The following is a 23352-nucleotide window of genomic DNA, read 5'->3' as shown; positions in this document are numbered from 1 at the left end:
GGGAACCCGGGCGGCGATGCGAGCGTCTAAGGCCCATGCGTGGTCGCATCCTCGTACCGGCCGCGACGATGCTCCTGCTGGCCGGGTGCTCGGGTTCTCCGGAGCCCCCCGGACGGCCGGCCCCCGCATCGCCGGTACGCCTCGTCGCCTATGACGGCTGCGGCAAGCTCCTCGACGAGTTGCGCAAGGCCACGGTCGACAGGGTGGGCCCGACCGGGCTGGACGGCATGCCCGTCCTCCCCGCCGACGGGACCTGGGCGCTGGGGAAGGTCCCGGGCGGCGCCGAGTCGCGGGCCCAGGGCCAGGCTCCACCCCATTCCACCACCAACTCCCACGAGGCGGGCGCGGACGAGCCCGACCTCGTGAAGACGGACGGCCGCCGGATCATCGCGCTCGCGGACGGACGGCTCAGGGTCATCGACCCGGCGACCCGCAAGGTGGCGCACTCGCTGGAACTGCCGGGCGAGACCCGGTACGGCAACGGGCAACTGCTCCTCAGCGGCGATCGCGTGCTGGTGATGAGCCGGCAGCAGCGGGCCATCCCGCTCGACCGGCCGGGGCCGGGCGCCGGCCCGCTGCCCGTGCCGGAGCAGCTGATGCGGCTGACCCTGGTCGACGTGGCGGGCGCGCCGAAGATCATCGGTTCGATGACGTCCACCGCCGACTACCTGGACGCCCGCCAGAGCGGCTCGACGGTCCGGGTCGTGGTGCGGTCGCGCCCGCGCATCGACTTCCCCGGCAGGGGCGACGCGGACAAGGCCACCTCGGAGAACAGGAACGCCGTCTGGGCCGCCCCGCTGGAAGCCTGGCTGCCCGCCTTCGAAACGGACGCCGGCCAGACCTACCGGGCGCCGTGCGACCAGGTCAGCCGCCCGTCCGCGTATGCCGGTTCCTCGATGCTGACCATGCTGACGTTCGATCTGTCGAAGGGCCTGGGCGATCCGCAGCCGATCGCGGTGACCGCGGAGGGATCGACGGTCTACGGCAACGGCAAGAGCCTGTACGTCACCGGCACTCCCCCGCAGCCGTTCACGCGGTCGCCGCAGAAGAGAGTGCAGCCGCGCACGGACATCTACAAGTTCGACGTCAGTGGCGCGGGCCGTCCCCGCTACGTGGCGTCAGGCTCGGTGAAGGGCTCCCTGCTCAACCAGTACTCGATGTCGGAGCACGAGGGGAACCTGCGGATCGCCACGACGACCAGCCGGCCGGTGCCAGGCGACAGGTCGTCCCAGAGTTCGGTGTACGTCCTCGCACAGCGGAACGCGTCGCTCACCGAGATCGGGCGCGTCGACGGGCTCGGCAAGGGAGAGCGAATCCACTCGGTCCGGTTCATCGGCGCCGGGGCCTACGTCGTCACGTTCCGGCAGACCGACCCGCTGTACACGCTCGATCTGAAGGATCCGCGGCGCCCGCGCCTCACCGGCGAACTCAAGATCACCGGCTACTCGGCCTACCTGCACCCCACGGCGGACGGGAGACTCCTCGGCGTCGGGCAGGACGCGGACACCTCCGGCCGGACGAGCGGCCTCCAGATCTCCCTGTTCGACGTCTCCGGCGAACCGCGGCGGGTCGGAGCCCACAAGCTCCCCGGCACGAGCTCCCGGGCGGAGTTCGACCCGCACGCCTTCCTGTACTGGCCGGAGACCGGGCTGACGGTCGTCCCCGTGCTGCGGCCCGGCCGCGGGGCGGCCGAGGCCCTCGTCCTCAAGGTCGCCGGAACCCGCATCACCGAGACCGGCACGGTCCGCCATCCCGGGAAGACCGGCCGCAACGGCGTCGACCGCTCCCTGCTCGTGGGCGGAACCCTCTGGACGTTCTCCGACGGCGGAGCGCACGCCACCGACGCGTCCACCCTCAAGGGCGGCGACTGGCTGCCGTACGGCTGACGTTCAGCCTGCACTTTCAGCCCGACGTTCAGCGCAGCCCCGTGGACCGCCGCAGCGCCGTCTGGATCAGCCGGTCGACCAGCGCCGGGTAGTCCAGCCCGGTCGCCGCCCACATCTGCGGGAACGCCGACGCCGGGGTGAAGCCGGGCATCGTGTTGATCTCGTTGAGGATCCACCGGCCGTCGGGCGTGTGGAAGAAGTCGACCCGGGCGAGGCCCTCGCAGTCGAGCGCGTCGAACGCCTGCACCGCGATGCGGCGGACCTCCTCGATCGCGGCGGGCGGCAGGTCCGGCGGGATCGCCATGGTGGTGGAGCCGTCGAGGTACTTGGTCTCGAAGTCGTAGAAGTCGTGGCCGCCCGCCATCAGCACCTCGGCGGGCAGGCTCGCCTCGGCGGGGCCGTCGTCCACGCCCTGCAGGACGCCGCACTCGATCTCGCGGCCCTCGACCGCCGCCTCCACGATGACCTTGGGGTCGTGCTCGCGGGCCGCCTCGACCGCGGCCTCCAGCCCGGCCTCGTCGGTCACGCGGGTGATGCCCATGCTGGACCCGGCGCGGGCCGGCTTGACGAACACCGGGGTCCCGGCGGCCAGGCCCAGCTCCTTGATCTCGTCGATCTTGCGCTTGCGCTCGCGCCGCCACTCCCGGTCGCCGACCAGGACGTACGGGCCGACGGGCAGGCCGCGCGCCTGCCAGACGAGCTTCATGAACCCCTTGTCCATGCCGACCGCGCTGGCCAGCACCCCGGCGCCGACGTAGCGGATCCCGGCGAGGTCGAGCAGGCCCTGGATCGTGCCGTCCTCGCCGTAGGGGCCGTGCAGGAGCGGCAGGACGACGTCGACGTCGCCGAGGGTCGAGGGCACCTTGCCCGGCTCGACCACCATCAGGCCGCGGCTCTCGGGGTCGAACGGCAGCGCCAGGACGCCGCCCTCGCCGGTCACCTCCGGGAGCCGGCCGTCCTCGATCGCGAGCCGCAGGTCCGCGGGCGGGAGCACCCAGCGCCCGTCGCGGGCGATGCCGACCGGCACCACCTCGTACCGGTCCCGGTCGATGGCGGCCATGACGGCGCCCGCGGTGACGCAGGAGATCGCGTGCTCGGAGCTGCGCCCGCCGAAGACCACGGCCACGCGGATCCTAGAAACCTGGGACATGAGGCCCGACCCTACCGGTGATCAGCCCGCGCGGGCCACGAGCGCGGCGATCATGGTCACACTCCGTACCGCTCCGGCTTCGGGGACCGCGAGATCAGCGAGATCGCCGCCTCCTTGATCGGCATGCCGTGGTGCAGGACCGCGGTGACCGCCTCGGTGATCGGCATCTCGACGTTGTGCTTGCGGGCCAGCTCCAGCACCGCCTCGGACGACTTGACGCCCTCCGCGGTCTGCTTGGTGGCGGCGATGACCTCGTCGAGGGTCATCCCGCGGCCGAGGTTCTCGCCGAACGTCCGGTTCCGCGACAGCGGCGACATGCACGTCCCGACGAGGTCGCCCATCCCGGCGAGCCCGGCGAAGGTGTGCTCGTCCGCGCCGAGCGCGGCGCCCAGCCGGGCGATCTCGGCGAGCCCGCGCGTCATCAGCACCGCCTGGGTGCTCGCGCCGAACCCGAGCCCGACCGACATGCCCACGCACAGCGCGACGATGTTCTTCACCGCGCCGCCCAGCTCGCAGCCGACCACGTCGGTGGAGGTGTAGACGCGGAAGTACGGGGTCATGGTCGCGGCCTGCAGGCGCACCGCGGCGTCCTCGTCCACGCAGGCGGCGACGGCCGCGCCGGGCTCCCCGCCGGCGATCTCCCGGGCGAGGTTGGGGCCGCCGAAGACGGCGACGCGCTCCTCCGGGACGTCGGCGACCTCGCAGATCACCTCCGACATCCGCTTGGACGTCCCGATCTCGACGCCCTTCATCAGGCTGACGAGCACGGCCTCCGCGGGGAGCAGCGGCACCCAGCCGGCGAGGTTCTGCCGGAGCGTCTGCGCCGGGACGGCCAGCGCGACGAAGTCGGCGCCCTTGAGGGCCTCGGCCGGGTCCAGCGTGGCGCGGACGGCCTCCGGGATCGGGACCCCGGGCAGGTAGTCGGGGTTCTCGTGCCGCTCGTTGATCGACTCGACGACCTCGGGGCGGCGGCCCCACAGGACGACGTCGCCGCCCGCGTCGTGCAGCAGGCGGGTGACCGTCGTCCCCCAGGATCCGGCGCCCATCACCGCGGTACGGAAGGTCACGAGTCGGCCGCCTTCGGCTCCGCGGCCCGCCGCCCGCCGGACTCCGCCTCGGCCGGCGGCGCGGGCTCGGGGACCGCGGGCCCGGCGGCGGCGCCGCGGCGCTCTTCGAGCACCCTGTGGTGGTCGTAGCGCTCCGCGGGCGGCTCCTCGCCGCGCAGCTCGCCGAGCAGCCCGGTGATCGCGGTCATGATGTCGTCGGTGGCGGCCCGCAGCGTCTCCCGGTCGAGCGGGCGCCCCTCGTACTCCGACAGGTCGACCGGCGGCCCGGCGATCACCTTCATCGTCTTGCGGGGCAGCGGATGGAAGCCCTTCTTCAGGCTGCCCGCCAGCCCCTTCTGCTCGCCCTTCTTGTACGGCATGAGCTCGTGCGCGCCCCAGCTCGCCACGGGGACGACCTTGGCGCCGGTCGTCAGCGCCATCCGCGCGACCCCGGTCTGCCCGGTCATCGGCCACAGCTCGGGGTCACGGGTGCAGCTGCCCTCCGGGTAGAACATCAGGCACTCGCCGTCCAGCAGCGCCTTCTCGGCGTCCTCGAGGGCGAGGGCCGCGTCGGCGCGGTCGCGGTAGACGGGGATCTGGCCGGTGCCGCGCAGCACGCCGCCGATGAACCTCACGTCGAACAGCGTGGACTTGGCCAGGTAGACCGGGTAGCGGCCCGCCTCGTAGACGAAGTGCGCGAGCGCGAGAGGGTCGGATTCGGAGATGTGGTTGGCGGCGATGATGACGCCGCCCTTCCCGGGCACGTTGCCGCGCCCGCGCCAGTCCCGCTTGAGCAGCCCGAACAGCAGCGGGCGCAGGATGACGATCGTGAGCCTGCGCCATGCCGGCGAATACGCGTGGCCCATCCGCGCTCCCTGCGAGGTGACGGCCCCCCGCGCGCCCCGCTTCCCTTCGCTCATAAGACGCCCCCTCCTCTATCCGTCCCCCGGGTGAACGTGGGGTGTCCTCAAGTGTCGCGGTTGCGTGCGCATAGTGTCGAGTTGCCATGTCTACACCAGCACCGTCCATGCCGGCGCCCGGCACGCCCTCCCTCCGGTGGTCGCTCATCGTCCCCGTGAAGGTCCTCGCCAAGGCCAAGACCCGCATGTCCGCGGCCGCGGGCCCGCACCGGGAGGCGCTCGCGCTCGCGGTGGCGGCCGACACGGTCGCCGCGGCGCTGCGCTGCGACCGGGTCCGCGGCGTGATCGTCGTCACCGACGACCCCCTTCCCGCCGCCGAGCTGGCCGCGCTCGGCGCCACGATCGTGCCGGACGTCCCGGACGCGGGCCTGAACCCGGCCCTGGTCCACGGCGCGGGCCGGGGCCGCGAGCTGGCCCCCGACGCGGGGGTCGGGGCGCTGTCGGCCGACCTGCCCGCGCTGCGGCCGGGCGAGCTCGGCCGCGTCCTCGACGCCGCCGGGGCCGTGCCGGAGGCGTTCGTCCCGGACGCGGCCGGTGTCGGCACGACGCTGTACACGGCCCGGCCGGGCGTCCCGTTCTCCCCCGCGTTCGGCGGCGAGTCGCGGGCCGCGCACCGCGCCCGCGGCGCCCGCGAGATCGCGCTGCCCGGGACCGACAGCGTCCGCCGCGACGTCGACACCCCCGGCGACCTCCGCGCCGCCCTGGCCCTCGGCGCCGGCCCCCGCACCACCGAGGTCGCGTCCCGGCTGCCGTCGTTGGCCTAGAGTTCCGGTCATGCAGGGGACGGTGAAGGCGTTCGACGCGGAGACGCGGACCGGGAGCGTGCTGCTCGACGACGGGACGGAGCTGCCGTTCGACGCGGACGCGTTCGCCGCGGGCGGGCTGCGGCTGCTGCGGTTCGGCCAGCGGGTGAACCTCGCGACGGACGGGGACCGGGTCACGGTGGTGACCCTGTCGACCTTCCCGCTCCCGTCCTGACCGGCCCGAACAAAGCGGCAGCGCCCGGGACCGGCTTTTGGCACGGTCCCGAGCGCTGGCGCGGTGCGGCTACTTCTTGCCGGCCACCAGGTTCTTGAAGTCGGCGCCCGCCTTGAACTTCGGCACGGACGTCGCGGGAACCTCGATGGTCTTGCCCGTTGCGGGGTTGCGGGCCGTACGGGCAGGCCGGTCGGCCTTCTCGAACGAACCGAACCCGGTGATGGCGACCTTGTCGCCCTTGGCGACGGCGTTCTGGATCGCCTCCAGGATGGCGTCGACGGCCTCGGCTGCGGCCTTCTTGCTGCCCAGCCGGTCAGAGATGGCGTCGACCAGCTCACGCTTGTTCATGGGTTACTCCTCTAGTTCCCCCCTTGCCCGAACGAAACTAAGGGACCCTCAGCAAGGACACAATCACCTGCACGCACGAGTTGGCGTGTCGCTGGCGTTTTTGTCGGCCTCGCCCCCGTCTCGCCGGGCGACCGGACCGGATCCGGTCACTGCGCACGCTAACCGACGTCGGGGCCGTCTTGAAAATCGGCGAGGAACGCGTCCAGCCTGCGGGCGGCCAGTTCGGCGTCCCGTTTCGCCAGATCGGTGATCGCCAGCAGGTGCCGGATGAGCCGCTGCCGGTCCTGCGGAGGGAGCGGCGCCACGGCCCGGTGAGCGTCACGCAACTGCCGCGCGAGCCGAGTCAGAGCCGGATCGTCCCACTCCGGCCCGGCCCAAGGCACGGTGCCCAATTGGCTTCCCCCATACGGTCGGACGTCCCTGCACACTAAGGTAATTGTCCCTGTGTGGCGTCCACGTCCGCTTACCAGGGGTCGCCGAAGGCCCGGCCCACCGGTTCGGACGGGCCGGGCCTGGTGGGCGGCGCCTACGCGGTGGTGGGGAGGAGCGGGTTGCGGGCGGACTCGAACTCGGTGATGGCGTCGGCGTGGCGGAGGGTCAGGCCGATGTCGTCCAGGCCCTCCATGAGCCGCCAGCGGGTGTAGTCGTCGATCTCGAAGGAGGCGACGTCGGCGCCCCAGCGGACCTCGCGCTTCTCCAGGTCGACGGTGATCTCCAGGGCGGGGTCCTTCTCGGCCGCGTCCTGCAGCGCCTCGACCTGCTCGTCGGTGAGGACGACCGGCAGCAGCCCCATCTTGGTGGAGTTGTTGCGGAAGATGTCGCCGAAGCGCGAGGCGATCACGACGCGGAAGCCGTACTGCTGCAGCGCCCAGACGGCGTGCTCGCGGGACGATCCGGTGCCGAAGTCGGGTCCGGCCACGAGGATCCCGGCACCCTCGTACTGGGGCCGGTTGAGGACGAAGTCCGGGTCCTCCCGCCAGGCGGAGAACAGGCCCTTGTCGAACCCGGTGCGGCTGACCTGCTTCAGCCACACGGCGGGGATGATCTGGTCGGTGTCGACGTTGCTGCGGCGCAGCGGCACCGCGCGCCCGGTGTAGGTGGTGAACGCTTCCATCGCGATGTCCTTACAGGTCGGCGGGGGCAGTCAGGCGGCCGGTGACTGCGGTGGCGGCGGCGACGGCGGGCGACACCAGGTGGGTGCGGCCGCCGGGTCCCTGCCGGCCCTCGAAGTTGCGGTTGGACGTGGAGGCGCTGCGCTCGCCGGGCGTGAGCTTGTCGGGGTTCATCGCCAGGCACATCGAGCAGCCCGCCTCGCGCCACTCGGCGCCGGACGCGGAGATGACCGCGTCGAGGCCCTCCTCCTCGGCCTGCTTCTTGACCTTCATCGAGCCGGGGACGACGAGCATCCGGACGCCGTCGGCGACCCTGCGGCCCTTGAGGACGCCCGCGACGGCGCGCAGGTCCTCGATGCGGCCGTTGGTGCAGGAGCCGACGAAGACGGTGTCGACCTCGATGTCGCGCAGCCGCGTCCCGGCGGTGAGGCCCATGTACTCCAGCGCCCGCTCGGCGTTCTGCCGCTTGACCGGGTCGTCGATGGACGCCGGGTCCGGGACGGACTCGGCGAGCGGCAGCCCCTGGCCCGGGTTGGTGCCCCACGTGACGAACGGCGTCAGCTCGGACGCGTCGATCACGACCTCCTTGTCGAAGACCGCGTCGTCGTCGGTGCGCAGGGACGTCCAGTACTCGACGGCCTTGTCCCACTCCTCGGCGTTCTCATTCTGGGGGGACGACCCCCCAGACCCCCCGGCAACAGCGTGTGAGGGCGCGTGCGGACGGCCCTTGAGGTACTCGAACGTGGTCTCGTCCGGAGCGATCATCCCGGCGCGGGCGCCGGCCTCGATGGACATGTTGCAGACCGTCATGCGACCTTCCATCGACAGCGACCGCACGGCCTCGCCGCGGTACTCGATGATGTGGCCCTGGCCGCCGCCGGTGCCGATCCGCGCGATGATCGCCAGGATGAGGTCCTTGGCGGTGACGCCCTCGGGCAGCGCGCCGTTCACGGTCACGGCCATCGTCTTCGGCTGGATCTGCGGCAGCGTCTGGGTGGCGAGGACGTGCTCGACCTCGCTGGTGCCGATGCCGAAGGCGAGCGCGCCGAACGCGCCGTGCGTGGAGGTGTGCGAGTCGCCGCACACGACGGTCATGCCGGGCTGGGTGAGGCCGAGCTGCGGGCCGATGACGTGCACGATGCCCTGGCCGTCGTCGCCCATCGGGTGCAGCCGGATCCCGAAGTCGGAGCAGTTCTTGCGGAGCGTCTCGACCTGGGTGCGCGACACCGGGTCGGCGATCGGCTTGAGCAGGTCCGTGGTCGGGACGTTGTGGTCCTCGGTGGCGATCGTGAGGTCGGGGCGGCGGACCTGGCGGCCGGCCATCCGCAGCCCGTCGAACGCCTGCGGGCTGGTGACCTCGTGGACCAGGTGCAGGTCGATGTAGAGGAGGTCCGGCTCACCCTCGGCTCGCCGTACGACGTGCGCGTCGTACACCTTCTCGGCCAGTGTTCGGCCCATCACCTTCACCTCACCTGTAATGATCGTCGGCGCGCCGCCCGCGGTCCGGGCGGCGCACCCGTGGTCCCTGTGACCTCGACTTGCATCTCAAATTACGAGACGGCAATATCAAGACATGGACAACTCTAGCGGAGTCGGCGTACTTGACAAAGCGGTTCTCGTCCTGAACGCGCTGGAGGCCGGCCCGGCCTCGCTCGCCCAGCTCGTCCAGACGACCGGGCTGGCCCGCCCCACCGCCCACCGGCTGGCCGTCGCGCTGGAGCACCACCGCCTCGTGCACCGCGACACGCAGGGGCGGTTCATCCTCGGGCCCCGGCTCGCCGAGCTGGCGGTCGCGGCGGGCGAGGACCGGCTGCTCGCCATCGCGCAGCCCATCCTGGCCCAGCTGCGCGACCTGACCGGCGAGAGCGCGTCGCTGTTCCGCCGCCAGGGGGACGTCCGGGTCTGCGTGGCCGCCGCCGAGCGCACCAGCGGCCTGCGCGACACGATCCCGGTGGGCGCCGCGCTCCCGATGACGGCCGGCTCGGCCGCGCAGGTCCTGCTGGCCTGGGAGGAGCCCGACCGGCTGCACCGCGGGCTGCGCGGCGCCAAGTTCGAGGCCACGACGCTCGCCTCCGTCCGGCGCCGGGGCTGGGCGCAGAGCGTCGGGGAGCGCGAGCAGGGCGTCGGCTCGGTCTCGGCGCCGGTCCGCGGCGCCGGCGGGCGGGTGATCGCCGCCGTCTCGGTGTCGGGCCCCCTCGAACGCCTGACCCGCTCCCCCGGCCGCCTGCACGCCGGGCCCGTCGCCGCCGCGGCGGAGAAGATCTCCGAGGGGATGCGCCGCACGGCGTCCTGACCGCCCCCGGCATAGGCTCGGCGGATGGACGACTCCCGCCTGCGCGCCCGTCTCGCGGACCTCAGCCTTGAGGAGAAGGTCCACCTCCTCACCGGCGACGGATTCTGGACGCTGCGCCCGCTGCCGAAGATCGGGCTGCGGCGGATCGTGATGTCGGACGGTCCGAGCGGCGTCCGCGGCACCGCCTGGGACGAGCGCGCGCCGAGCCTGCTGTTCCCGAACCCGTCCGCGCTCGCGGCGACGTGGGACCCGGCGCTCGCGGAGCGCGTCGGGCGGCTCAACGGCGCCCAGGCGCGCGACAAGGGCGTGCACGTCCAGCTCGCGCCGACGGTCAACCTGCACCGGACGCCGCTCGGCGGGCGGCACTTCGAGAACTACTCCGAGGACCCGCTGCTCACCGCCCGCATCGGCGCAGCGTTCGTCCGGGGCGTCCAGTCGGCGGGCGTCGCGGCGACGGTCAAGCATTTCGTCGGCAACGACTCCGAGACCGCCCGGAGGTCCTACGACGCGCGCATCGGCGACGACGCGCTCGATGAGCTGTACCTGCGCCCGTTCGAGGAGGCGGTGCGGGCCGGCGCCTGGGCGGTGATGGCCGCGTACAACGGGGTCAACGGCGCGTCCATGACCGAGAACCGGCCGCTGCTGACCGGCGTGCTGAAGGAGCGCTGGGGGTTCGACGGCGTGGTCGTCTCGGACTGGACGGCGATCCGCTCGACCGCGCCGAGCGCGAACGCGGGCATGGACCTGGAGATGCCGGGCCTGCCGCGGAGCCCGTGGCGGGCCAGGCTCGTCGCCGCCGTCCGGGACGGCGAGGTCGCCGAAGCCCTGATCGACGACAAGGTCCTGCGGGTCCTGCGGCTGGCCGCGCGGGTCGGCGCGCTCGACGGGTTCCCCGAGCCGCCCCCGGTGACGACGCCTCCCGATGCCCGCGACCGGCTGCGTGAGGTGGCTGTCAGGGCGGCCGTGCTGCTTCGGAACGAAGACGGGGCGCTGCCTCTGAACTCGCCGCGCAGGATCGCCGTCCTCGGCCCGAACGCCGTCCGGTTCAGCGCCCAGGGCGGCGGCAGCGCGCACGTCGAACCCGCCCGCGTCGTGACCCCGGTCGAGGGCCTCCGGCGGGCGCTCGGGGACGGCACGGAGCTGGTGGTCCGGGCGGGCGTCCACTCGCATACGCGCCTGGCTCCCCTGCCGCTCGGCCTGACGGCCGATCCGGAGACGGGCGAACCCGGCGTCCGCCTGGACTTCCTCGACGGCGACGACGTGCTGCTCGTCTCCGAGCACCGCATGGCCACGCGCTTCGTGCTCCTCGGCGGTGTGCCCGAGGGCACGGCGCGGATCGTCCTCCGCGCGCGGGTGACGCCGGCCGCGGACGGCGTCCAGACGTTCGCGGTCACCGGGACCGGCGAGTACGAGCTGCGGGTGGGCGAGGCGACCACGGCGGTCACGCTGTCCCTCGACGGCGGCGATCCCGTGGAGGGGATGCTGCGCCCGCCGGAGCACCGCGTGGAGGCGGACCTGCCTGCGGGAGTGCCCGTGCCGGTGGAGCTGCGCCATTCCCGCGCCCCCAGCCGGTTCGGGGCGTCGTTCGGCCTCGGCTACCACGAGCCGCACCCGTCCGAGGACGAGGAACTCGCCGCGGCCGTGGCCGCCGCCCGGGACGCCGACGCCGCGGTCGTGGTCGTCGGGACGAACGACGAGGTGGAGAGCGAGGGCTTCGACCGGACGTCCCTCGCCCTCCCCGGCCGCCAGGACGAGCTGGTCTCCGCCGTCGCCGCCGCCAACCCCCGCACGATCGTCGTCGTCAACGCGGGCGCGCCGGTGCTGATGCCGTGGCGGGACGAGGTCGCGGCCGTCCTGTGGGCATGGCTGCCAGGGCAGGAGGGCGGCGACGCGATCGCCGACGTCCTCACCGGCGCCGCCGAGCCCGGCGGGCGGCTGCCGACGACGCTCCCCGCGTCCGAGGACGGCGTCCTGTCCCCGATCCCGTCCGAGGACGGCACTCTCGACTACGCGGAGGGCACCGTGATCGGCTACCGGCACTACACGCCCGCGCAGGTCGCCTACCCGTTCGGGCATGGGCTGGGCTACACGACGTGGGACTACGAGTCGCTCGCGTTCTCGGGCGATGTCGCGGAGGTGACGGTCCGCAACACAGGGAGCAGGGCCGGCCGGGAGGTCGTCCAGCTCTACGCGCTGTACGGCGGGGCGGTGCGGCTCGCGGGCTTCGCCGTCGCCGAGGCCGCGGCCGGCGCCTCGGTCACGGTCGCGATCACGCCGGACGAGCGGCTGCCCGCCCCGCGCGCCTTCCGGGCGGGCCGTTCGGCGGCGGACCTCCAAACCAGCACAACTTGGACAGACCTGGGATAACGCCGGTCGCAGGCGCTCTGACCTCGCTACCTTTGACCCCGCGTCAAGGGGGTGCCACGGTGCAGATCTCCGAGCTCAGCGATCGAAGCGGGCTCACGGTCCAGACGATCAAGTTCTACATCCGGGAGGGACTGCTGCCGAAGGGCTCGGCGGTGAGCGCGACCCGCGCCGAGTACGACGGCCGCCACCTGGAGCGGCTCCGGCTGATCAGCGCGCTGCGCGAGGTCGGCGACCTCCCGGTGGCGGCGATCCAGCAGATCATCGAGGCCGTCGAGGACGACCGCGCCGGCCTGCACGACCTCGTCGCCACCGCCCAGCACGCGATCGGCCCGCACGCCACCGCCCCGCACGACCCGCACTGGCGCGCCGCCCGCGAGGACGTGGACGCGCTCGTCCGCGAGCTCGGCTGGACGGTCGGCGAGCACGCCCCGGCCCGCGACCTGCTCGCGCACACGTTCGTGGCGCTGCGCCGCCTCGGCTTCCCGATCACGCTCAAGGACCTGCGCCCCTACGTGAGCGCCGCACGGGAGATCTCCGAGCACGAGGCCGGCCGGGTCGCCGAGGGCACGCCCCGGGCCCGGACCGTCCACACGCTGATCGTCTCCACCGTCCTGTACGAGCAGGTCTTCACCGCCCTGCACCGGCTCGCCCTGGAGGACGCCTCGGCCCGCCGCTTCGGCCGCCCCTGACCCCTTCCTACCAGGCATTTCCGAGGAATTGGGTGTGTTTTCGTCGCCTATGATGGACGGCGATGACCGCGACCCAGCCCCCGGACCCCGCCGGCGGCAGGTGGACCGACCGCCTGCTCGCCGAAGGCAGCGACCCCGATCCGCGCTTCACCCTCGCCAACGAGCGCACGTTCCTGGCGTGGATCCGGACGGCCCTGGCGCTGATCGCGGCGGGGGTCGGCCTCTCCCTCGCCGGTGACCTGATCGACGCGCCGCTGCGCGTCGGCGTCGCCGCCGGCTTCGCCGCGGCGGGCGCCGCCGTGGCGGCCCTGGCGTTCCGCCGCTGGCTGCGCACCGAACGCGCCCTGCGCCGGTCCGAGACCCTCCCGCCGCCGGTCCTGGCCCCGGTCATCTCCTACGGCCTGGCGGTCGCCGCGGTCGTCCTGCTCGGCGCCCTGCTGGCCACCCGGTGACCGGCCGGTGAGACTGCGGGACCCGGGAGCGCAGCCCGAGCGGACCTCGCTGGCCTGGTCCCGCACGACGCTCTCGCTGATCGCCGCGGGCCTGCTGTGCGTCCGGCTCGCCCCCTCGACGGCGGCGGCGGCCGGCGCGGCGGCCGTCGTCTGCGGCAGTGCCGCGCTGATGCTCCGCCGCAACCGGACCGGTTTCCGCGCCCGCCGCGGCCTTCCGGAGGGCGGCGCGGCCGACCCGGTCTCGGTCCTGATCGCGACGGGGCTGACGATCCTGCTGGCCGCGGTCGCCGTCCTCTTCACCCTCTGAGTTCACCCTCTGAGGCCGTGCCGCCGGGCCCCTACGGCCGCAGATCGCCCGCGACGTCCCCCAGGTCCGCCAGGAACGCGGTGACGGCCGGGGACCTGCGCGCGTGCCGTCCCACCGCCGCGTAGACCGTCCGCCGCGGCCGCCCGGCCGAGACGGCGCGCAGCACCACCCCGTCCCGCGCCATCGCGGTGGCGGCCAGCGCCGGGACGAGCGTGACGCCGAACCCCTCCGCGACCAGGCCCAGCTTGGAGACCCACGCGGCGACCCGCAGCGGCGTCTGCGGGACGAACCCGGCGGTCTCGCAGCGGGCGCGCAGCGCGGCGATCGCCGCCGGGTCGTCGGCCACGATCCACGGCTCGCCGGCCAGGTCGGCCAGCCGGATCCGCTCCCGCGCGGCGAGCCGGTGGCCGTCCGGCAGCGCGACGAGCAGGACGTCCTCCAGCAGGGTCACCAGGTCGTCGGCGGCGATCGAGGGGATCTTGTGCGTGCTGACCAGCGCGACGTCGAGGTCGCCGGCCTCCAGCATCGGCAGCAGCCGCTCCGTCGTGCCCTCGCGCAGCAGCGGCCGGACGCCCGGATGGCGGGCCCGGAACCGGGCGAGGGCGCGCGGGACGAGCACGACGTTCGCGGTGGGGAACGCGCCGAGCCGCAGCGTCCCGGTGTCGAGGCGGCGCAGCCCGTCGAGCGCGCGGGCGGTGTCGGCGAGCCGGTCGAGGAGGCCGCGCGCGTGCGGCAGCAGGTACTCCGCGGCCGGGGTCGGGCGGACGCCCCGGGCCCCGCGCGCGAACAGCTCCACCCCGCACACGTCCTCCAGCGCCGCGATCTGCCGGGAGACGGCCGACTGCGTGTACCCCTCGGCGGCAGCGGCGGCGGTGAACGAGCCGAGGTCGGCGACGGCGACGAACGTCCGCAGCAGGACGGGATCGAGGGCTTCGGCGCGCACGCTCCGGAGCATACGGGCACGTCGATAGCATCGCCGCATGCCCGGGAGCCGGCCCTTCGTCAGCCTCGCCACCGACTTCGGCGCGGCGTACACCGCGATCTGCGCGGGCGTCGTCCACACCATCGCCCCGGCGGCGACGGTGCTCGTGCTCAGCGACGAGATCACGCCGTTCGACGTCCGCGAGGGCGCGATGCTGCTGCGGCAGGCGCTGCCGTACTTCCCGGTGGGCGTGCACGTCGGCATCGTCGACCCGGGCGTCGGCACGCCGCGGCTGCCCCTCGCGATCGAGACCGGGCGCGGGGACGTCCTGGTCGGGCCCGACAACGGCCTGCTCGTCCCGGCCGCCGGGAGGCTCGGCGGCGTCGTGCGCGCGCACGCCCTGGAGAACCCCGCCTACCGGCTGCCGGAGGTGTCGGCCTCGTTCCACGGCCGCGATATCTTCTCCCCCGCCGCCGCGCACATCGCCGCCGGGGCCGACGTCGCCGAGCTCGGCGCGCGGGCGGAGCCGCTGCCGCTGGACGTCCCGCCGCCGGCGGTGGGCGACGGGGAGCTGACCGTCCCGGTGCTCTACACCGACCGCTTCGGCAGCCTCGTCCTCGGCGCCGAGCGCGGCGACCTGGCGGCGGCGTTCGGCGAGCTGCCGCCGGGAACCCCGCTGGACATCGCCTGGGACGACCCCGCCCCCGGAGGCGTCCGGGTCACGTTCGAGGAGACCTTCGGCGGCGTCGCGCCGGGCGACCCGCTGGTGTGGATCGACTCGTCCGGCTGGGTGGGCCTGGCCGTGAACCAGGGCTCGGCCGCCACCGCCCTCGGTCTCGGCGGTGTGCGGACCCTCACCCTGCGCGCGATCTCCCCATGACGCCCGCGTGGGGGACACTGATCACCGTGGAAGATCTCGATGTCGTCGCTTGGATCCAGGTGTCGGACGGCCGGATGCTCGCGGTCCGCGCGCGGGGACGCGACCTGCTCTACCTCCCCGGCGGTAAGCGCGAACCGGGCGAGGACGACTGGTCGGCACTGTCCCGGGAGATCCGCGAGGAGCTGGATCTCGAACTCGACCGGACGTCCTTCCGGGAGCTCGGCGTCGTCCGGGCCCCGGCGCACGACCAGCCCGACTTCGTCCACGTGCGCATGGCATGCTTCACGGCCGCTTTCCGGGGCGCGATGGCGGCGACCGGCGAGGTGGACGAGTACGTCTACGTGAGCCGGGGGGAGCGGCACCTGCTCGCCCCGGCGGCGCGGGCCGCGCTGGACCTCGCCGCGCGGCACGGCCTGCTCGCCTGACACCGACCTTCGGCGCGGCGTCGACTACGACACCGAGCGCGAGGTGTGGAAGCCCGCGTACGTCCGGCGCGAGATGCGGGCGATCCGCCGCGACCTGCACTGCAACGCGGTCATCATCCTCGGCTCCGACCTGCGGCGCCTCATGCTCGCGGCGCGCTGCGCGGCGGACGAGGGGATGTTCGTGTGGCTGGAGGCGCGCCAGTTCGACCGGGACGCCCGGACGACGCTGCGGTTCCTCGCGTCCGTCGCCCGCGAGGCCGAACGGCTCCGCCGCGCGCATCCCGGCGTCGGCATCTCGGTCGGCTGCGAGCTGACCATCTTCATGGCGGGGCTCGTGCCCGGCGAGGACTGGATGGAGCGGGGCGCGAACCTCGGCACTCCGGCGGCCGCCGGCTACAACGAGCGGCTGAACGCATTCCTCCGGCGGGCGCTCACGACCGTCCGGCCGCTGTTCGGCGGACGCCTGACCTACACGTCCGGCGAGTGGGAGGAGGTGGACTGGCGCGGCTTCGACGTGGTCGGCGTCGACCTCTACCGGGACGAGTCGAACGAGGCGACCTACGCCCGGAACGTCCGCGCCCTGCACCGGTTCGGCAAGCCCGTCGTCATCACCGAGTTCGGCTGCTGCACCTACCGGGGCGCGGGCGACCGCGGCGGCATGGGGTTCGACATCGTGGACTGGACGCGGAACCCGCCCGTCGTCCCGCCGGGGTACGTCCGGGACGAACAGGAGCAGGCCCGCTACATCTCCGAGCTGCTGGACCTCTACGAGGCCGAAAGGCTGCACGGCGCGTTCGCCTACAACTTCATCGACCCCGGTGCCCCGTACTCGCCCGACCCGGGCCAGGACCTCGACATGGCGGGGTTCTCCCTGGTCAAGGTGCTTCCGCCGGACTCGGGCCTCGGCTACGAGCAGACCGGGCACTTCGCGCCGAAACTCGCGTTCCGCACGCTCGCCCGCCGGTACGCCCCTTAGACGGTCTCAGGGTCGCCCTTACTCCCCGGGCGGTACCGGAGGCGCCGGCCGATGATCGGGGCGCTGTAGGGGAGGTGTCGCTCGGCGGCGGATGCCCGGGCACGGACCGTGCACCCAGCATCTTCCCCATGACGAACACGACGCAGACCCTCACCCGCCCCGACGCCCCCGTCCACGCCGGCCCGCCGAAGCTCACGCCGCTGGAGCTGCGCGCCGCCCAGATCGAGACCCTCGAAAGCCCGCGGCTGAAGTACGGGCTGCTCGCCCGGATGCTGTTCAAGCAGATGGACCTGGTCTACGGCCGCGAGCGCACGCTCGTGAAGTTCACGATGCTGGAGTTCATCGCCCGCGTCCCGTACCAGGCGTGGGAGCGCATGGGCTACCTCTCGCTGTCGCGGCACCGCCGCCGCTCGGCGCTCGCCAAGCGCGTGTACGAGCGGATCGTCGAGACGCGCGAGGAGCAGGACAACGAGCAGTGGCACCTGCTGATCCTGCAGGACCTCGTCCAGCGGGACGGCGTGAAGCAGTCGTTCCTGCTGCACCGGCTGGCACCGTGGCTCGTGGCGTTCTTCTACTACCACGTGTCGTGGCTGCTGTTCCTGGTGCGGCCCGAGCTGAGCTACCGGCTCAACGCCGACTTCGAGGACCACGCCGAGCACGAGTACATGTCCTACGTGGCGGAGCATCCCGAGCTGGAGCACGTGGCCGCCCCCACGACGTACGCCGGGGAGTACGGCCGGTACGACACCGTGGCGGACCTGCTCCGCCAGATCGGCCACGACGAGCGGATCCACAAGCTCGACAGCCTGGTGAACATGCGGGCGCCCCGCTTCCAGGACGCGCCTACGCCAGCTCCTCGATGATCTTCTCCAGGGCGGTGCGGACGTGACGCCGCTCCTCCTCCGACAGCGCGGCGGCGACTCGCTCCTCGAGCCGCCGCCGCGCCTCTTCGACGGGTTCCCGCGCCCGCAGGGCCTTGCCGGTGAGGTACAGCCGGACCAGCCGGGCGTCGGCCGGGTCGCGCCGCCGCACCACGAGGCCGGCGGCCTCCATCCGGGTGGCGGTGTTGACGATCGTCGGGGTGGTCAGGCCGAGCCGCGCGGCGACCTCGCCGGGCGTGAGGCCGTCCCGCTCCCACAGGGCCTCCAGGACGAGGTTCTGCCCGACGCGCACCCCGTGCTCGCTCATCGCCGCGTCCGAGGCGGCCCGCAGCAGCTTGTCCGCCCGGGCCAGCAGCCTCACCAGGTCGTCCATGCCGAATCCTCCAGGTCGTCCGGCTCCCCGGGGTCACCATTCCCGATCAGGGCAGAACAAGGCCGCTGCCGATGCCGAGGGCCACCGAGGCCAGGGCGGCGGTCACGGCGACCGCGGACGCCCCGCGCGCCGGGCGCGCCCGGCGCGCCGGCCGCCGGAACAGCGGGACGATCCAGCGCAGGTAGTAGAAGACGCTCGCGACCGTGTTCACGGCCGCGACCGCGGCGAGCCAGACGTGGCCGCCGTCGACGGCCGCGCCGAACATCAGGACCTTCCCGACGAACACGGCGGTCGGCGGCGTGCCGACGAACCCGAGGAGGCAGACGACGAGGGACAGGCCGAGGAGGGGGGAGCCGCGCATCAGCCCGGCGTAGCCGCCCAGGTCGTCCCGGCCGGTGGCCAGGACGACCGCGAAGGCGCCCACGTTCGTCACCGCGTAGGCGCCGAGGTAGTAGAGCAGCGCGGGCTGGGCCAGGTCGCTGCGGTCCGCCATGGCGACCGGGACGAGGAGGTAGCCCGCCTGGGCGACGGTCGAGTACGCCAGCAGCCGCCGGACGTTGTCCTGCGCGAAGGCGGCGAGGTTGCCGAGCGTCATCGTGGCCGCCGCGACGACCGCGAGGAGCACGGGCCGGCCGTCCGGCAGGGTCTCGGCTCCGAACCGGTAGAGGGCGGCCAGCGCGCCGATCTTCGGGACGGTCGTGACGTAGGCGGCGACGGCCGGCGGGGCGCCCTCGGTGACGTCCGGCACCCAGAAGTGGCCGGGGACGGCGCCCGCCTTGAACAGCAGCCCCGCGAGCAGCGCGACGAGACCCGCCGCGACCGCCGCCGGGGGCGCCTCCGCCAGCCCGGCCCGCAGCACCGGATACGCCGTGCCGCGCCCCACCCCGGACAGCAGCGTCACCCCGCCGAGCATGAGCACGCCGAGCAGCGCGCCCATCAGGTAGTACTTGAGCGCGGCCTCGGTCCCGGCCGCGTCCTTGCCGAACCCGGCGAGCGCGTAGGCGGGCAGGCTCGCCAGCAGGTACGCGGCGACCACCACGAGCAGGTCGGCCGAAGCGCCCAGCACCATCGTCCCGAGCGCCGACAGCAGGATCAGGACGTAGTGCTCGCTCTCCCTCGGATGCCCGCGCACCCGCCCGGCGGCGAGCACCACGACCGGCAGCGTCGAGCCGAGCACGGCGATCCGGGTGACGTGCGTGATCGGGTCGACGGCGAAGGAGCCGAAGGCCATCAGGTCGGCGCCGGCCACCGCGACCACGGAGGCGGCCAGGCCCGCGGCGAGCCCCGCCGCGCAGACGACCGCGACGCGCCGCTGCCGGGCGCGGGGCAGGAACATCCCGTAGACCAGCCCGAGGACGGCGGCGGCGAGCACGCACAGCTCGGGGGCGAGGTCGGCGGGGTTCTCGTTCATCACCGTCCCACCAGCGCGACGACGGCCGCCGACAGCGGCTCGATCGTGTCGAGCAGCACGCGCGGCGCGACGCCGATCAGCACCGAGAGGGCCAGCAGCGGGGCGAGCGCCGCCAGCTCGGGCCACCGCACGTCGCCGACCAGCGGGGTCAGCTCGCCGGGCGGCCCGAGGACGGCCCGGTGCAGGACGCGCAGGAACAGCGCGGCCGTGATCAGGATGCCGAGCACGGCGAGGGCGCCGGTGACCGCCGTCGCCGCCGCGCCGCCGCCGATCGTCCCGGCGAAGATCTGGAACTCGGCGATGAACCCGGACAGGCCCGGCAGCCCGAGCGAGGCGAACGCGGCCAGCCCGGTCAGCCAGGCGAGCACGGGGGCACCTCCGGCGATGCCGCCGAACTGTCCGAGGTCGTAGCTTCCGGCGCGGTCGTACAGCACCCCGCACAGCAGGAACAGCGCGCCGGTGACGAGGCCGTGGCTGACCATCTGCGTGACCGCGCCGGTCACGGCGAGCCGCCGGGCGTCCGCGCCGCCGGACGCGTACCCCGCCGCGCCCAGGGCCAGGACGATGTACCCCATGTGGTTCACGGACGTGTACGCGACGAGCCGCTTCACGTTCTCCTGCGCGAGCGCCACCAGCGCCCCGTACAGAACGCTCACCAGGCCGACGACCAGCGCCACGAGGGCGTAGCGCCGCCACGCGTCGGGGAGCATCGGCATGGCGATCCGGACGAGCCCGTACGTGCCCATCTTCAGCATGACCCCCGCGAGGATCGCCGACCCGGCGGCGGGCGCGTCGGTGTGCGCGGGAGGCAGCCAGGTGTGGAACGGGACGACCGGCGTCTTGATCCCGAGCCCGATGCCGATGGCGAGGAGCGTCAGGCCGGCCAGGCCCGGCGACCCCTCCAGGGGAGGCGTGCGGGCCAGCTCGACCATGTCGAACGTGTTCGGGTCGGCGCCCAGGTAGAGGCCGATGAAGCCCAGCAGCAGGACGAGTGAGCCCAGAAACGTGTACAGGAAGAACTTCAGCGCCGACCGTGATCGGTCGCCGTGCCCCCACAGCAGGATCACGAAGTACATGCCGGCGATCGACAGGTCGAAGAAGACGAAGAACAGCAGGAGGTCGAGCGCCGCGAACAACCCCAGGCACACCGTTTCCAGGAACAGGAAAAGGATCGCGAACGCCCGCACCCGGTGCTCCTGCCGCAGCGAGTACACCGCGCAGGCCGCGAACAGGACGGCGGTGAGCGCCAGCAGCGGCAGCGACAGGCCGTCCACGCCGACGTGGTAGCCGGCCCGGACGGACGGGATCCACCGCACGTCCGTCTCGGACGAGACCCCGGCGCGGGTCCCGTGCACCGCCCACAGGCCGGCGACGAGCGCGACCTCGACGACGCAGGCGCCGATCCATACCCAGGGCACCGCGCGTCGCGGGACGGCGGGGAGCGCGCACGCGACCGCCAGCGGCAGGAAGATGACCAGCGTCAGCATCCCGCTCACCCGGCCAGCAGCGCGACGACGACGAGCACCGCGAGCACCACCGCGGCCTGGGCGTAGTACAGGTGGACCTGCCCGGTCTGAGGCCGCCGTGCCAGCGCGGCCAGGACCCGGGCCGCGGACCCGACCGCGCCGACCAGCCCGTCCACGCGGAACTCGACGCGACGCCCGGCGAGCCCGGCCAGGACTCGCCCGCCCCGCGCGGTCCCGCGCACCGCGCCGTCCACGACGCGGTCGTCGAACCGGGCCAGCGCCCGCGCCGCCGCGAAAGCGGGACGGACCACGCCCACCGTGACGGCCCGCTCCAGATACAGCCAGTCCAGCGCCCATGCAGGTTCAGGAACCCGCCGGGCCGCCACCACCCCGGCGACCGTCACCAGCGCGAGCGCACCGGAGAGGACGACGACCCACGGTTCGGGCCCGGCCTCGCCCGCCGCCCCCAGCATGCGCCGCCAGCCGTCCGCCACGGCCGGAACACCGAGGACGCCCAGGGAGGCCGCCGCGACCGCCAGCGCCACCAGCGGCACCCGCTCCACGGTCCGCACCCGCGGACCCTCGGACGGACGCAGCAGCATCACCAGGGCCTTGCCCGCGTACACGGCCGACAGCACGGACGCCGCGAGGCCGGCCGCGAGCAGTCCACCCGACCGCTCCACGGCGCCGCCCAGCACCTCGTCCTTCGTCACCCACAACGACAGGGGCGGGACGCCGGCCAGCGCGAGCGCCCCCACGCCGAACGCGACATCGACCACCCGATCGCGCCGGGCCCACATACCGGCGCAGAGAAAGAGCAGGCTCTTCACGGCCGCGTGCGCGACGAGCTGGGCCGCGCCGGCCCCCACCGCCCCGGCACCGGCCGCCAGCACCATGAAGCCGATCTGCGCACACGTGGACGCCGCGAGGAGCTGCTTGAGGTCGCGCTCCGCCACCGCGACGGCCCCCAGGACCAGCGCGGTCAGCGCGCCCGCCCAGCTCACCAGGCCGGCGGCCCAGCCGGTCGCGGCCAGCAGCGGATGCAGCCGCATCAGCAGGTACGCGCCGGCGGCGACCATCGTGGCCGAGTGCAGCAGCGCCGACACCTGGCTCGGGCCCGCCATCGCCCGGGACAGCCAGAACGAGAAGGGCAGCTGCGCCGACTTCCCCAGCGCGGCGACGACGACACCGGCCGCGACGAGGTCCCGCCAGGGATCCCCGGCGCCGGCGAGGTCGCCGAACCGCAGCGAACGCGCTCCGGCCACGGCGAAACCCGCCGCCGCGTAGAGGCCGAGGTCGGCGGCCCGCGTGGTCAGGAAGGCGACGTTCGCGGACCGCACCCGGTCCGCCTCCGGCCACGCGTGGCCGATGAGCGCGTACGACGTCGCGCCCATGACCTCCCAGCCCATCAGCAACAGGAGCAGATCGGTCGCGGTGACCGTCACCGCCATCGCCGCCGCGAACAGCAGCATCAGCAGGTGGAACCGGGCCCCGAACCCCTCCCCCGCCGCGTGGACGAGCACCGCCGCCAGGACGACGGCCAGGGTCACCAACAGCACGGCGGAGAGCCCGTCCACCGCCAAGCCACCCGGCCACCCCGGAAGCACGTTCACCTCGAATCTCCCTGTGGGGGGACGACCCCCCACACCCCCCGGTTCGCTCCGCTCATCCCTGGAGATCCCCGGCGTCATCCGTCATATCGACGTCACGCGCCCGGAACAGGGCGGTGACGACGGCGAAGCCCATCGCCATCTCCAGGGCCATCACCGTGATCGCGACGAGCACCAGGACCTGCCCGTCCGCCCTGCCGGGCGACACCCAGTACCAGAACCCGGCCGCCGCGACCACCACGCCGTTGACCATGAGTTCGATGCCCATCATCAGCATCACGATCGACTGCTGGGACAGCGCCCCGAACAGCCCGACGCAGAACAGCGCGGCGGCGAGCAGCAGGAACGTCTCAAGCGTCATCGCCGTACCGTCCCCGGTGCGCGGCCAGCACCACGGTCGCGATCATGGTGGCCAGGATGGCGACGCCGATCACCATCATGACGAGCATCGCCGGCCCCATGATCGCCTCGCCGAGCGCGACGGCCGGATCGGGCGGCGGCCGTCCCTCCCGCTGCGGCCACGGCACCGTGAAAACCCCGGCCGCCAGCGCCGCGAACGCGGTCCCGGCGATGGCGAGGGCGCCGCGCGTGTTGTGCCGCATCGCCATCGGCATGAGCCCGGCCGGGTTCATCATGAACATGATCATGAAGACGGCCATCACCAGCATCTCCATGATCATCATGAGCACGACCAGCACGCCGAGATAGCGCAGGCCGATCAGCAGCAGCTCGCCCCCGGCGCACAGGAACGACGCCAGCAGCGCGAACGTCGCGCGGGCCATCGAGTCCACGACGAACACGGCGACGCCGGATCCCACGGCGGCGACGGCGAGCACCCAGAACGCGACGGCCTCCACGGC

The 23352-nt window shown here is 73.7% G+C and carries 26 protein-coding genes; 12 read left to right on the top strand and 14 right to left on the bottom strand.

All coding sequences use genetic code 11. From position 1 onward, the window contains the following. Positions 1 to 35: 35 nt before the first annotated feature. On the top strand, positions 36 to 1886 hold the full coding sequence (locus K8Z49_RS42695) for a beta-propeller domain-containing protein (RefSeq protein WP_412516836.1): 1851 nt from the start codon (positions 36 to 38) through the stop codon (positions 1884 to 1886). A gap of 28 nt (positions 1887 to 1914) precedes the next feature. On the opposite strand, the gene K8Z49_RS42690 is transcribed toward K8Z49_RS42695, so the two are convergent. Genes K8Z49_RS42690 through K8Z49_RS42680 form a run of 3 tightly spaced genes read right to left on the bottom strand, consistent with a single transcriptional unit; the run spans position 1915 to position 4948 of the window. Then, positions 1915 to 3036 carry a D-alanine--D-alanine ligase family protein gene (locus K8Z49_RS42690; RefSeq protein WP_075019608.1) on the bottom strand — a complete coding sequence of 374 codons (1122 nt, stop codon included), beginning with the start codon at positions 3034 to 3036 and terminating at the stop codon, positions 1915 to 1917. A 56-nt stretch (positions 3037 to 3092) separates the two neighbouring features. Continuing rightward, a complete protein-coding gene (locus tag K8Z49_RS42685) occupies positions 3093 to 4082 on the bottom strand; it encodes an NAD(P)H-dependent glycerol-3-phosphate dehydrogenase (protein ID WP_033331832.1) in 990 nt (329 codons plus the stop codon). A gap of 17 nt (positions 4083 to 4099) precedes the next feature. Further along, a complete protein-coding gene (locus K8Z49_RS42680; protein WP_024935332.1) occupies positions 4100 to 4948 on the bottom strand; it encodes a lysophospholipid acyltransferase family protein in 849 nt (282 codons plus the stop codon). A gap of 140 nt (positions 4949 to 5088) precedes the next feature. Between K8Z49_RS42680 and cofC the strand changes: the two genes are divergently transcribed. Further along, complete coding sequence (gene cofC, locus K8Z49_RS42675) at positions 5089 to 5766, top strand: 2-phospho-L-lactate guanylyltransferase (protein ID WP_083597140.1); 678 nt, start codon at positions 5089 to 5091, stop codon at positions 5764 to 5766. Positions 5767 to 5776: 10 nt separating this feature from the next. Further along, a complete protein-coding gene (locus tag K8Z49_RS42670; RefSeq protein WP_021598707.1) occupies positions 5777 to 5980 on the top strand; it encodes a hypothetical protein in 204 nt (67 codons plus the stop codon). A 69-nt stretch (positions 5981 to 6049) separates the two neighbouring features. Here K8Z49_RS42670 and K8Z49_RS42665 read toward each other — a convergent pair whose 3' ends face one another. From K8Z49_RS42665 to leuC, 4 genes are all read right to left on the bottom strand, one after another. Further along, positions 6050 to 6328, bottom strand: coding sequence for an HU family DNA-binding protein (locus tag K8Z49_RS42665; RefSeq protein ID WP_021598708.1), 279 nt, complete (start codon positions 6326 to 6328; stop codon positions 6050 to 6052). Between the two features lie 158 nt (positions 6329 to 6486). Continuing rightward, a complete protein-coding gene (locus K8Z49_RS42660; protein WP_235206418.1) occupies positions 6487 to 6711 on the bottom strand; it encodes a hypothetical protein in 225 nt (74 codons plus the stop codon). A gap of 143 nt (positions 6712 to 6854) precedes the next feature. Continuing rightward, positions 6855 to 7442, bottom strand: coding sequence for a 3-isopropylmalate dehydratase small subunit (gene leuD / locus K8Z49_RS42655; protein WP_021598710.1), 588 nt, complete (start codon positions 7440 to 7442; stop codon positions 6855 to 6857). A 10-nt stretch (positions 7443 to 7452) separates the two neighbouring features. Next, complete coding sequence (gene leuC / locus K8Z49_RS42650; RefSeq protein ID WP_021598711.1) at positions 7453 to 8898, bottom strand: 3-isopropylmalate dehydratase large subunit; 1446 nt, start codon at positions 8896 to 8898, stop codon at positions 7453 to 7455. A 115-nt stretch (positions 8899 to 9013) separates the two neighbouring features. On the opposite strand from leuC, the gene K8Z49_RS42645 reads away from it, so the two are divergent. From K8Z49_RS42645 to K8Z49_RS42625, 5 genes are all read left to right on the top strand, one after another. Continuing rightward, on the top strand, positions 9014 to 9733 hold the full coding sequence (locus K8Z49_RS42645; protein ID WP_021598712.1) for an IclR family transcriptional regulator: 720 nt from the start codon (positions 9014 to 9016) through the stop codon (positions 9731 to 9733). 24 nt (positions 9734 to 9757) lie between these two features. Continuing rightward, the gene (locus K8Z49_RS42640; RefSeq protein WP_412516835.1) at positions 9758 to 12100 is read left to right on the top strand and encodes a glycoside hydrolase family 3 protein; all 2343 of its coding nucleotides are present in this window, start codon (positions 9758 to 9760) and stop codon (positions 12098 to 12100) included. 59 nt (positions 12101 to 12159) lie between these two features. Next, positions 12160 to 12789 (top strand): MerR family transcriptional regulator, encoded by a 630-nt coding sequence (locus K8Z49_RS42635; RefSeq protein WP_412516834.1) that lies wholly within the window; start codon positions 12160 to 12162, stop codon positions 12787 to 12789. A gap of 62 nt (positions 12790 to 12851) precedes the next feature. Then, positions 12852 to 13241 (top strand): YidH family protein, encoded by a 390-nt coding sequence (locus K8Z49_RS42630; protein ID WP_021598715.1) that lies wholly within the window; start codon positions 12852 to 12854, stop codon positions 13239 to 13241. A 7-nt stretch (positions 13242 to 13248) separates the two neighbouring features. Continuing rightward, positions 13249 to 13548 carry a DUF202 domain-containing protein gene (locus tag K8Z49_RS42625; protein WP_021598716.1) on the top strand — a complete coding sequence of 100 codons (300 nt, stop codon included), beginning with the start codon at positions 13249 to 13251 and terminating at the stop codon, positions 13546 to 13548. Between the two features lie 31 nt (positions 13549 to 13579). On the opposite strand, the gene K8Z49_RS42620 is transcribed toward K8Z49_RS42625, so the two are convergent. Further along, positions 13580 to 14491 (bottom strand): LysR family transcriptional regulator, encoded by a 912-nt coding sequence (locus K8Z49_RS42620; RefSeq protein ID WP_412516833.1) that lies wholly within the window; start codon positions 14489 to 14491, stop codon positions 13580 to 13582. A 37-nt stretch (positions 14492 to 14528) separates the two neighbouring features. Here K8Z49_RS42620 and K8Z49_RS42615 point away from each other — a divergent pair, with 37 nt between their 5' ends. The 4 genes from K8Z49_RS42615 (at position 14529) to K8Z49_RS42600 (ending at position 17614) form a co-directional block, all read left to right on the top strand. Continuing rightward, the gene (locus K8Z49_RS42615; RefSeq protein WP_412516832.1) at positions 14529 to 15350 is read left to right on the top strand and encodes an S-adenosyl-l-methionine hydroxide adenosyltransferase family protein; all 822 of its coding nucleotides are present in this window, start codon (positions 14529 to 14531) and stop codon (positions 15348 to 15350) included. A 26-nt stretch (positions 15351 to 15376) separates the two neighbouring features. Next, positions 15377 to 15775 (top strand): NUDIX hydrolase, encoded by a 399-nt coding sequence (locus tag K8Z49_RS42610; RefSeq protein WP_177287600.1) that lies wholly within the window; start codon positions 15377 to 15379, stop codon positions 15773 to 15775. Positions 15776 to 15818: 43 nt separating this feature from the next. After that, a complete protein-coding gene (locus K8Z49_RS42605) occupies positions 15819 to 16751 on the top strand; it encodes a hypothetical protein (RefSeq protein ID WP_412516831.1) in 933 nt (310 codons plus the stop codon). A gap of 128 nt (positions 16752 to 16879) precedes the next feature. Further along, a complete protein-coding gene (locus tag K8Z49_RS42600) occupies positions 16880 to 17614 on the top strand; it encodes an alternative oxidase (RefSeq protein WP_024935338.1) in 735 nt (244 codons plus the stop codon). Here the strand turns inward: K8Z49_RS42600 and K8Z49_RS42595 are convergent. From K8Z49_RS42595 to K8Z49_RS42570, 6 genes are read right to left on the bottom strand one after another with little or no spacing between them, the layout of a single operon-like run. Next, complete coding sequence (locus tag K8Z49_RS42595) at positions 17595 to 18005, bottom strand: MarR family winged helix-turn-helix transcriptional regulator (protein ID WP_021596650.1); 411 nt, start codon at positions 18003 to 18005, stop codon at positions 17595 to 17597. The two genes, K8Z49_RS42600 and K8Z49_RS42595, sit on opposite strands and share 20 nt — an antisense overlap. A 46-nt stretch (positions 18006 to 18051) precedes the next feature. Beyond that, positions 18052 to 19416 carry an NADH-quinone oxidoreductase subunit N gene (locus tag K8Z49_RS42590; RefSeq protein ID WP_412516830.1) on the bottom strand — a complete coding sequence of 455 codons (1365 nt, stop codon included), beginning with the start codon at positions 19414 to 19416 and terminating at the stop codon, positions 18052 to 18054. Beyond that, on the bottom strand, positions 19416 to 20903 hold the full coding sequence (locus K8Z49_RS42585) for a complex I subunit 4 family protein (RefSeq protein ID WP_021596652.1): 1488 nt from the start codon (positions 20901 to 20903) through the stop codon (positions 19416 to 19418). The genes K8Z49_RS42590 and K8Z49_RS42585 overlap by 1 nt, the downstream gene beginning before the upstream one ends. Positions 20904 to 20908: 5 nt before the next feature. Further along, positions 20909 to 22495: a proton-conducting transporter membrane subunit gene (locus tag K8Z49_RS42580; protein ID WP_412516829.1), complete on the bottom strand. Its 1587-nt coding sequence runs from the start codon at positions 22493 to 22495 to the stop codon at positions 20909 to 20911. A gap of 52 nt (positions 22496 to 22547) precedes the next feature. Then, positions 22548 to 22853, bottom strand: a complete 306-nt coding sequence (gene nuoK, locus K8Z49_RS42575) for an NADH-quinone oxidoreductase subunit NuoK (protein ID WP_021596654.1) — start codon at positions 22851 to 22853, stop codon at positions 22548 to 22550. Then, positions 22843 to 23349, bottom strand: coding sequence for an NADH-quinone oxidoreductase subunit J (locus K8Z49_RS42570; protein ID WP_111831777.1), 507 nt, complete (start codon positions 23347 to 23349; stop codon positions 22843 to 22845). The genes nuoK and K8Z49_RS42570 overlap by 11 nt, the downstream gene beginning before the upstream one ends. Between the last annotated feature and the right edge of the window lie 3 nt (positions 23350 to 23352).

This window comes from Actinomadura madurae (assembly GCF_047130825.1).
GTDB classification, from domain to species: Bacteria; Actinomycetota; Actinomycetes; order Streptosporangiales; family Streptosporangiaceae; genus Spirillospora; species Spirillospora madurae.
The sequence above is the reverse complement of the archived record's forward strand: the minus strand, read 5'-3'. Positions and strand labels throughout refer to the sequence as shown.

Excerpts from the sequence above, each read along its gene's own strand:
- K8Z49_RS42640 (WP_412516835.1), top strand. The coding sequence starts at position 9,758 with ATGGACGACTCCCGCCTGCGCGCCCGTCTCGCGGACCTCAGCCTTGAG.
- K8Z49_RS42645 (WP_021598712.1), top strand. The coding sequence starts at position 9,014 with ATGGACAACTCTAGCGGAGTCGGCGTACTTGACAAAGCGGTTCTCGTC.
- K8Z49_RS42695 (WP_412516836.1), top strand. The coding sequence starts at position 36 with ATGCGTGGTCGCATCCTCGTACCGGCCGCGACGATGCTCCTGCTGGCC.
- leuC (WP_021598711.1), bottom strand. The coding sequence starts at position 8,898 with ATGGGCCGAACACTGGCCGAGAAGGTGTACGACGCGCACGTCGTACGG.
- K8Z49_RS42630 (WP_021598715.1), top strand. The coding sequence starts at position 12,852 with ATGACCGCGACCCAGCCCCCGGACCCCGCCGGCGGCAGGTGGACCGAC.
- K8Z49_RS42680 (WP_024935332.1), bottom strand. The coding sequence starts at position 4,948 with ATGGGCCACGCGTATTCGCCGGCATGGCGCAGGCTCACGATCGTCATC.
- cofC (WP_083597140.1), top strand. The coding sequence starts at position 5,089 with ATGTCTACACCAGCACCGTCCATGCCGGCGCCCGGCACGCCCTCCCTC.
- K8Z49_RS42665 (WP_021598708.1), bottom strand. The coding sequence starts at position 6,328 with ATGAACAAGCGTGAGCTGGTCGACGCCATCTCTGACCGGCTGGGCAGC.
- K8Z49_RS42585 (WP_021596652.1), bottom strand. The coding sequence starts at position 20,903 with ATGCTGACGCTGGTCATCTTCCTGCCGCTGGCGGTCGCGTGCGCGCTC.
- K8Z49_RS42690 (WP_075019608.1), bottom strand. The coding sequence starts at position 3,036 with ATGTCCCAGGTTTCTAGGATCCGCGTGGCCGTGGTCTTCGGCGGGCGC.
- K8Z49_RS42685 (WP_033331832.1), bottom strand. The coding sequence starts at position 4,082 with ATGGGCGCCGGATCCTGGGGGACGACGGTCACCCGCCTGCTGCACGAC.
- K8Z49_RS42595 (WP_021596650.1), bottom strand. The coding sequence starts at position 18,005 with ATGGACGACCTGGTGAGGCTGCTGGCCCGGGCGGACAAGCTGCTGCGG.
- K8Z49_RS42615 (WP_412516832.1), top strand. The coding sequence starts at position 14,529 with ATGCCCGGGAGCCGGCCCTTCGTCAGCCTCGCCACCGACTTCGGCGCG.
- leuD (WP_021598710.1), bottom strand. The coding sequence starts at position 7,442 with ATGGAAGCGTTCACCACCTACACCGGGCGCGCGGTGCCGCTGCGCCGC.
- K8Z49_RS42670 (WP_021598707.1), top strand. The coding sequence starts at position 5,777 with ATGCAGGGGACGGTGAAGGCGTTCGACGCGGAGACGCGGACCGGGAGC.
- K8Z49_RS42600 (WP_024935338.1), top strand. The coding sequence starts at position 16,880 with ATGACGAACACGACGCAGACCCTCACCCGCCCCGACGCCCCCGTCCAC.
- K8Z49_RS42590 (WP_412516830.1), bottom strand. The coding sequence starts at position 19,416 with ATGAACGAGAACCCCGCCGACCTCGCCCCCGAGCTGTGCGTGCTCGCC.
- nuoK (WP_021596654.1), bottom strand. The coding sequence starts at position 22,853 with ATGACGCTTGAGACGTTCCTGCTGCTCGCCGCCGCGCTGTTCTGCGTC.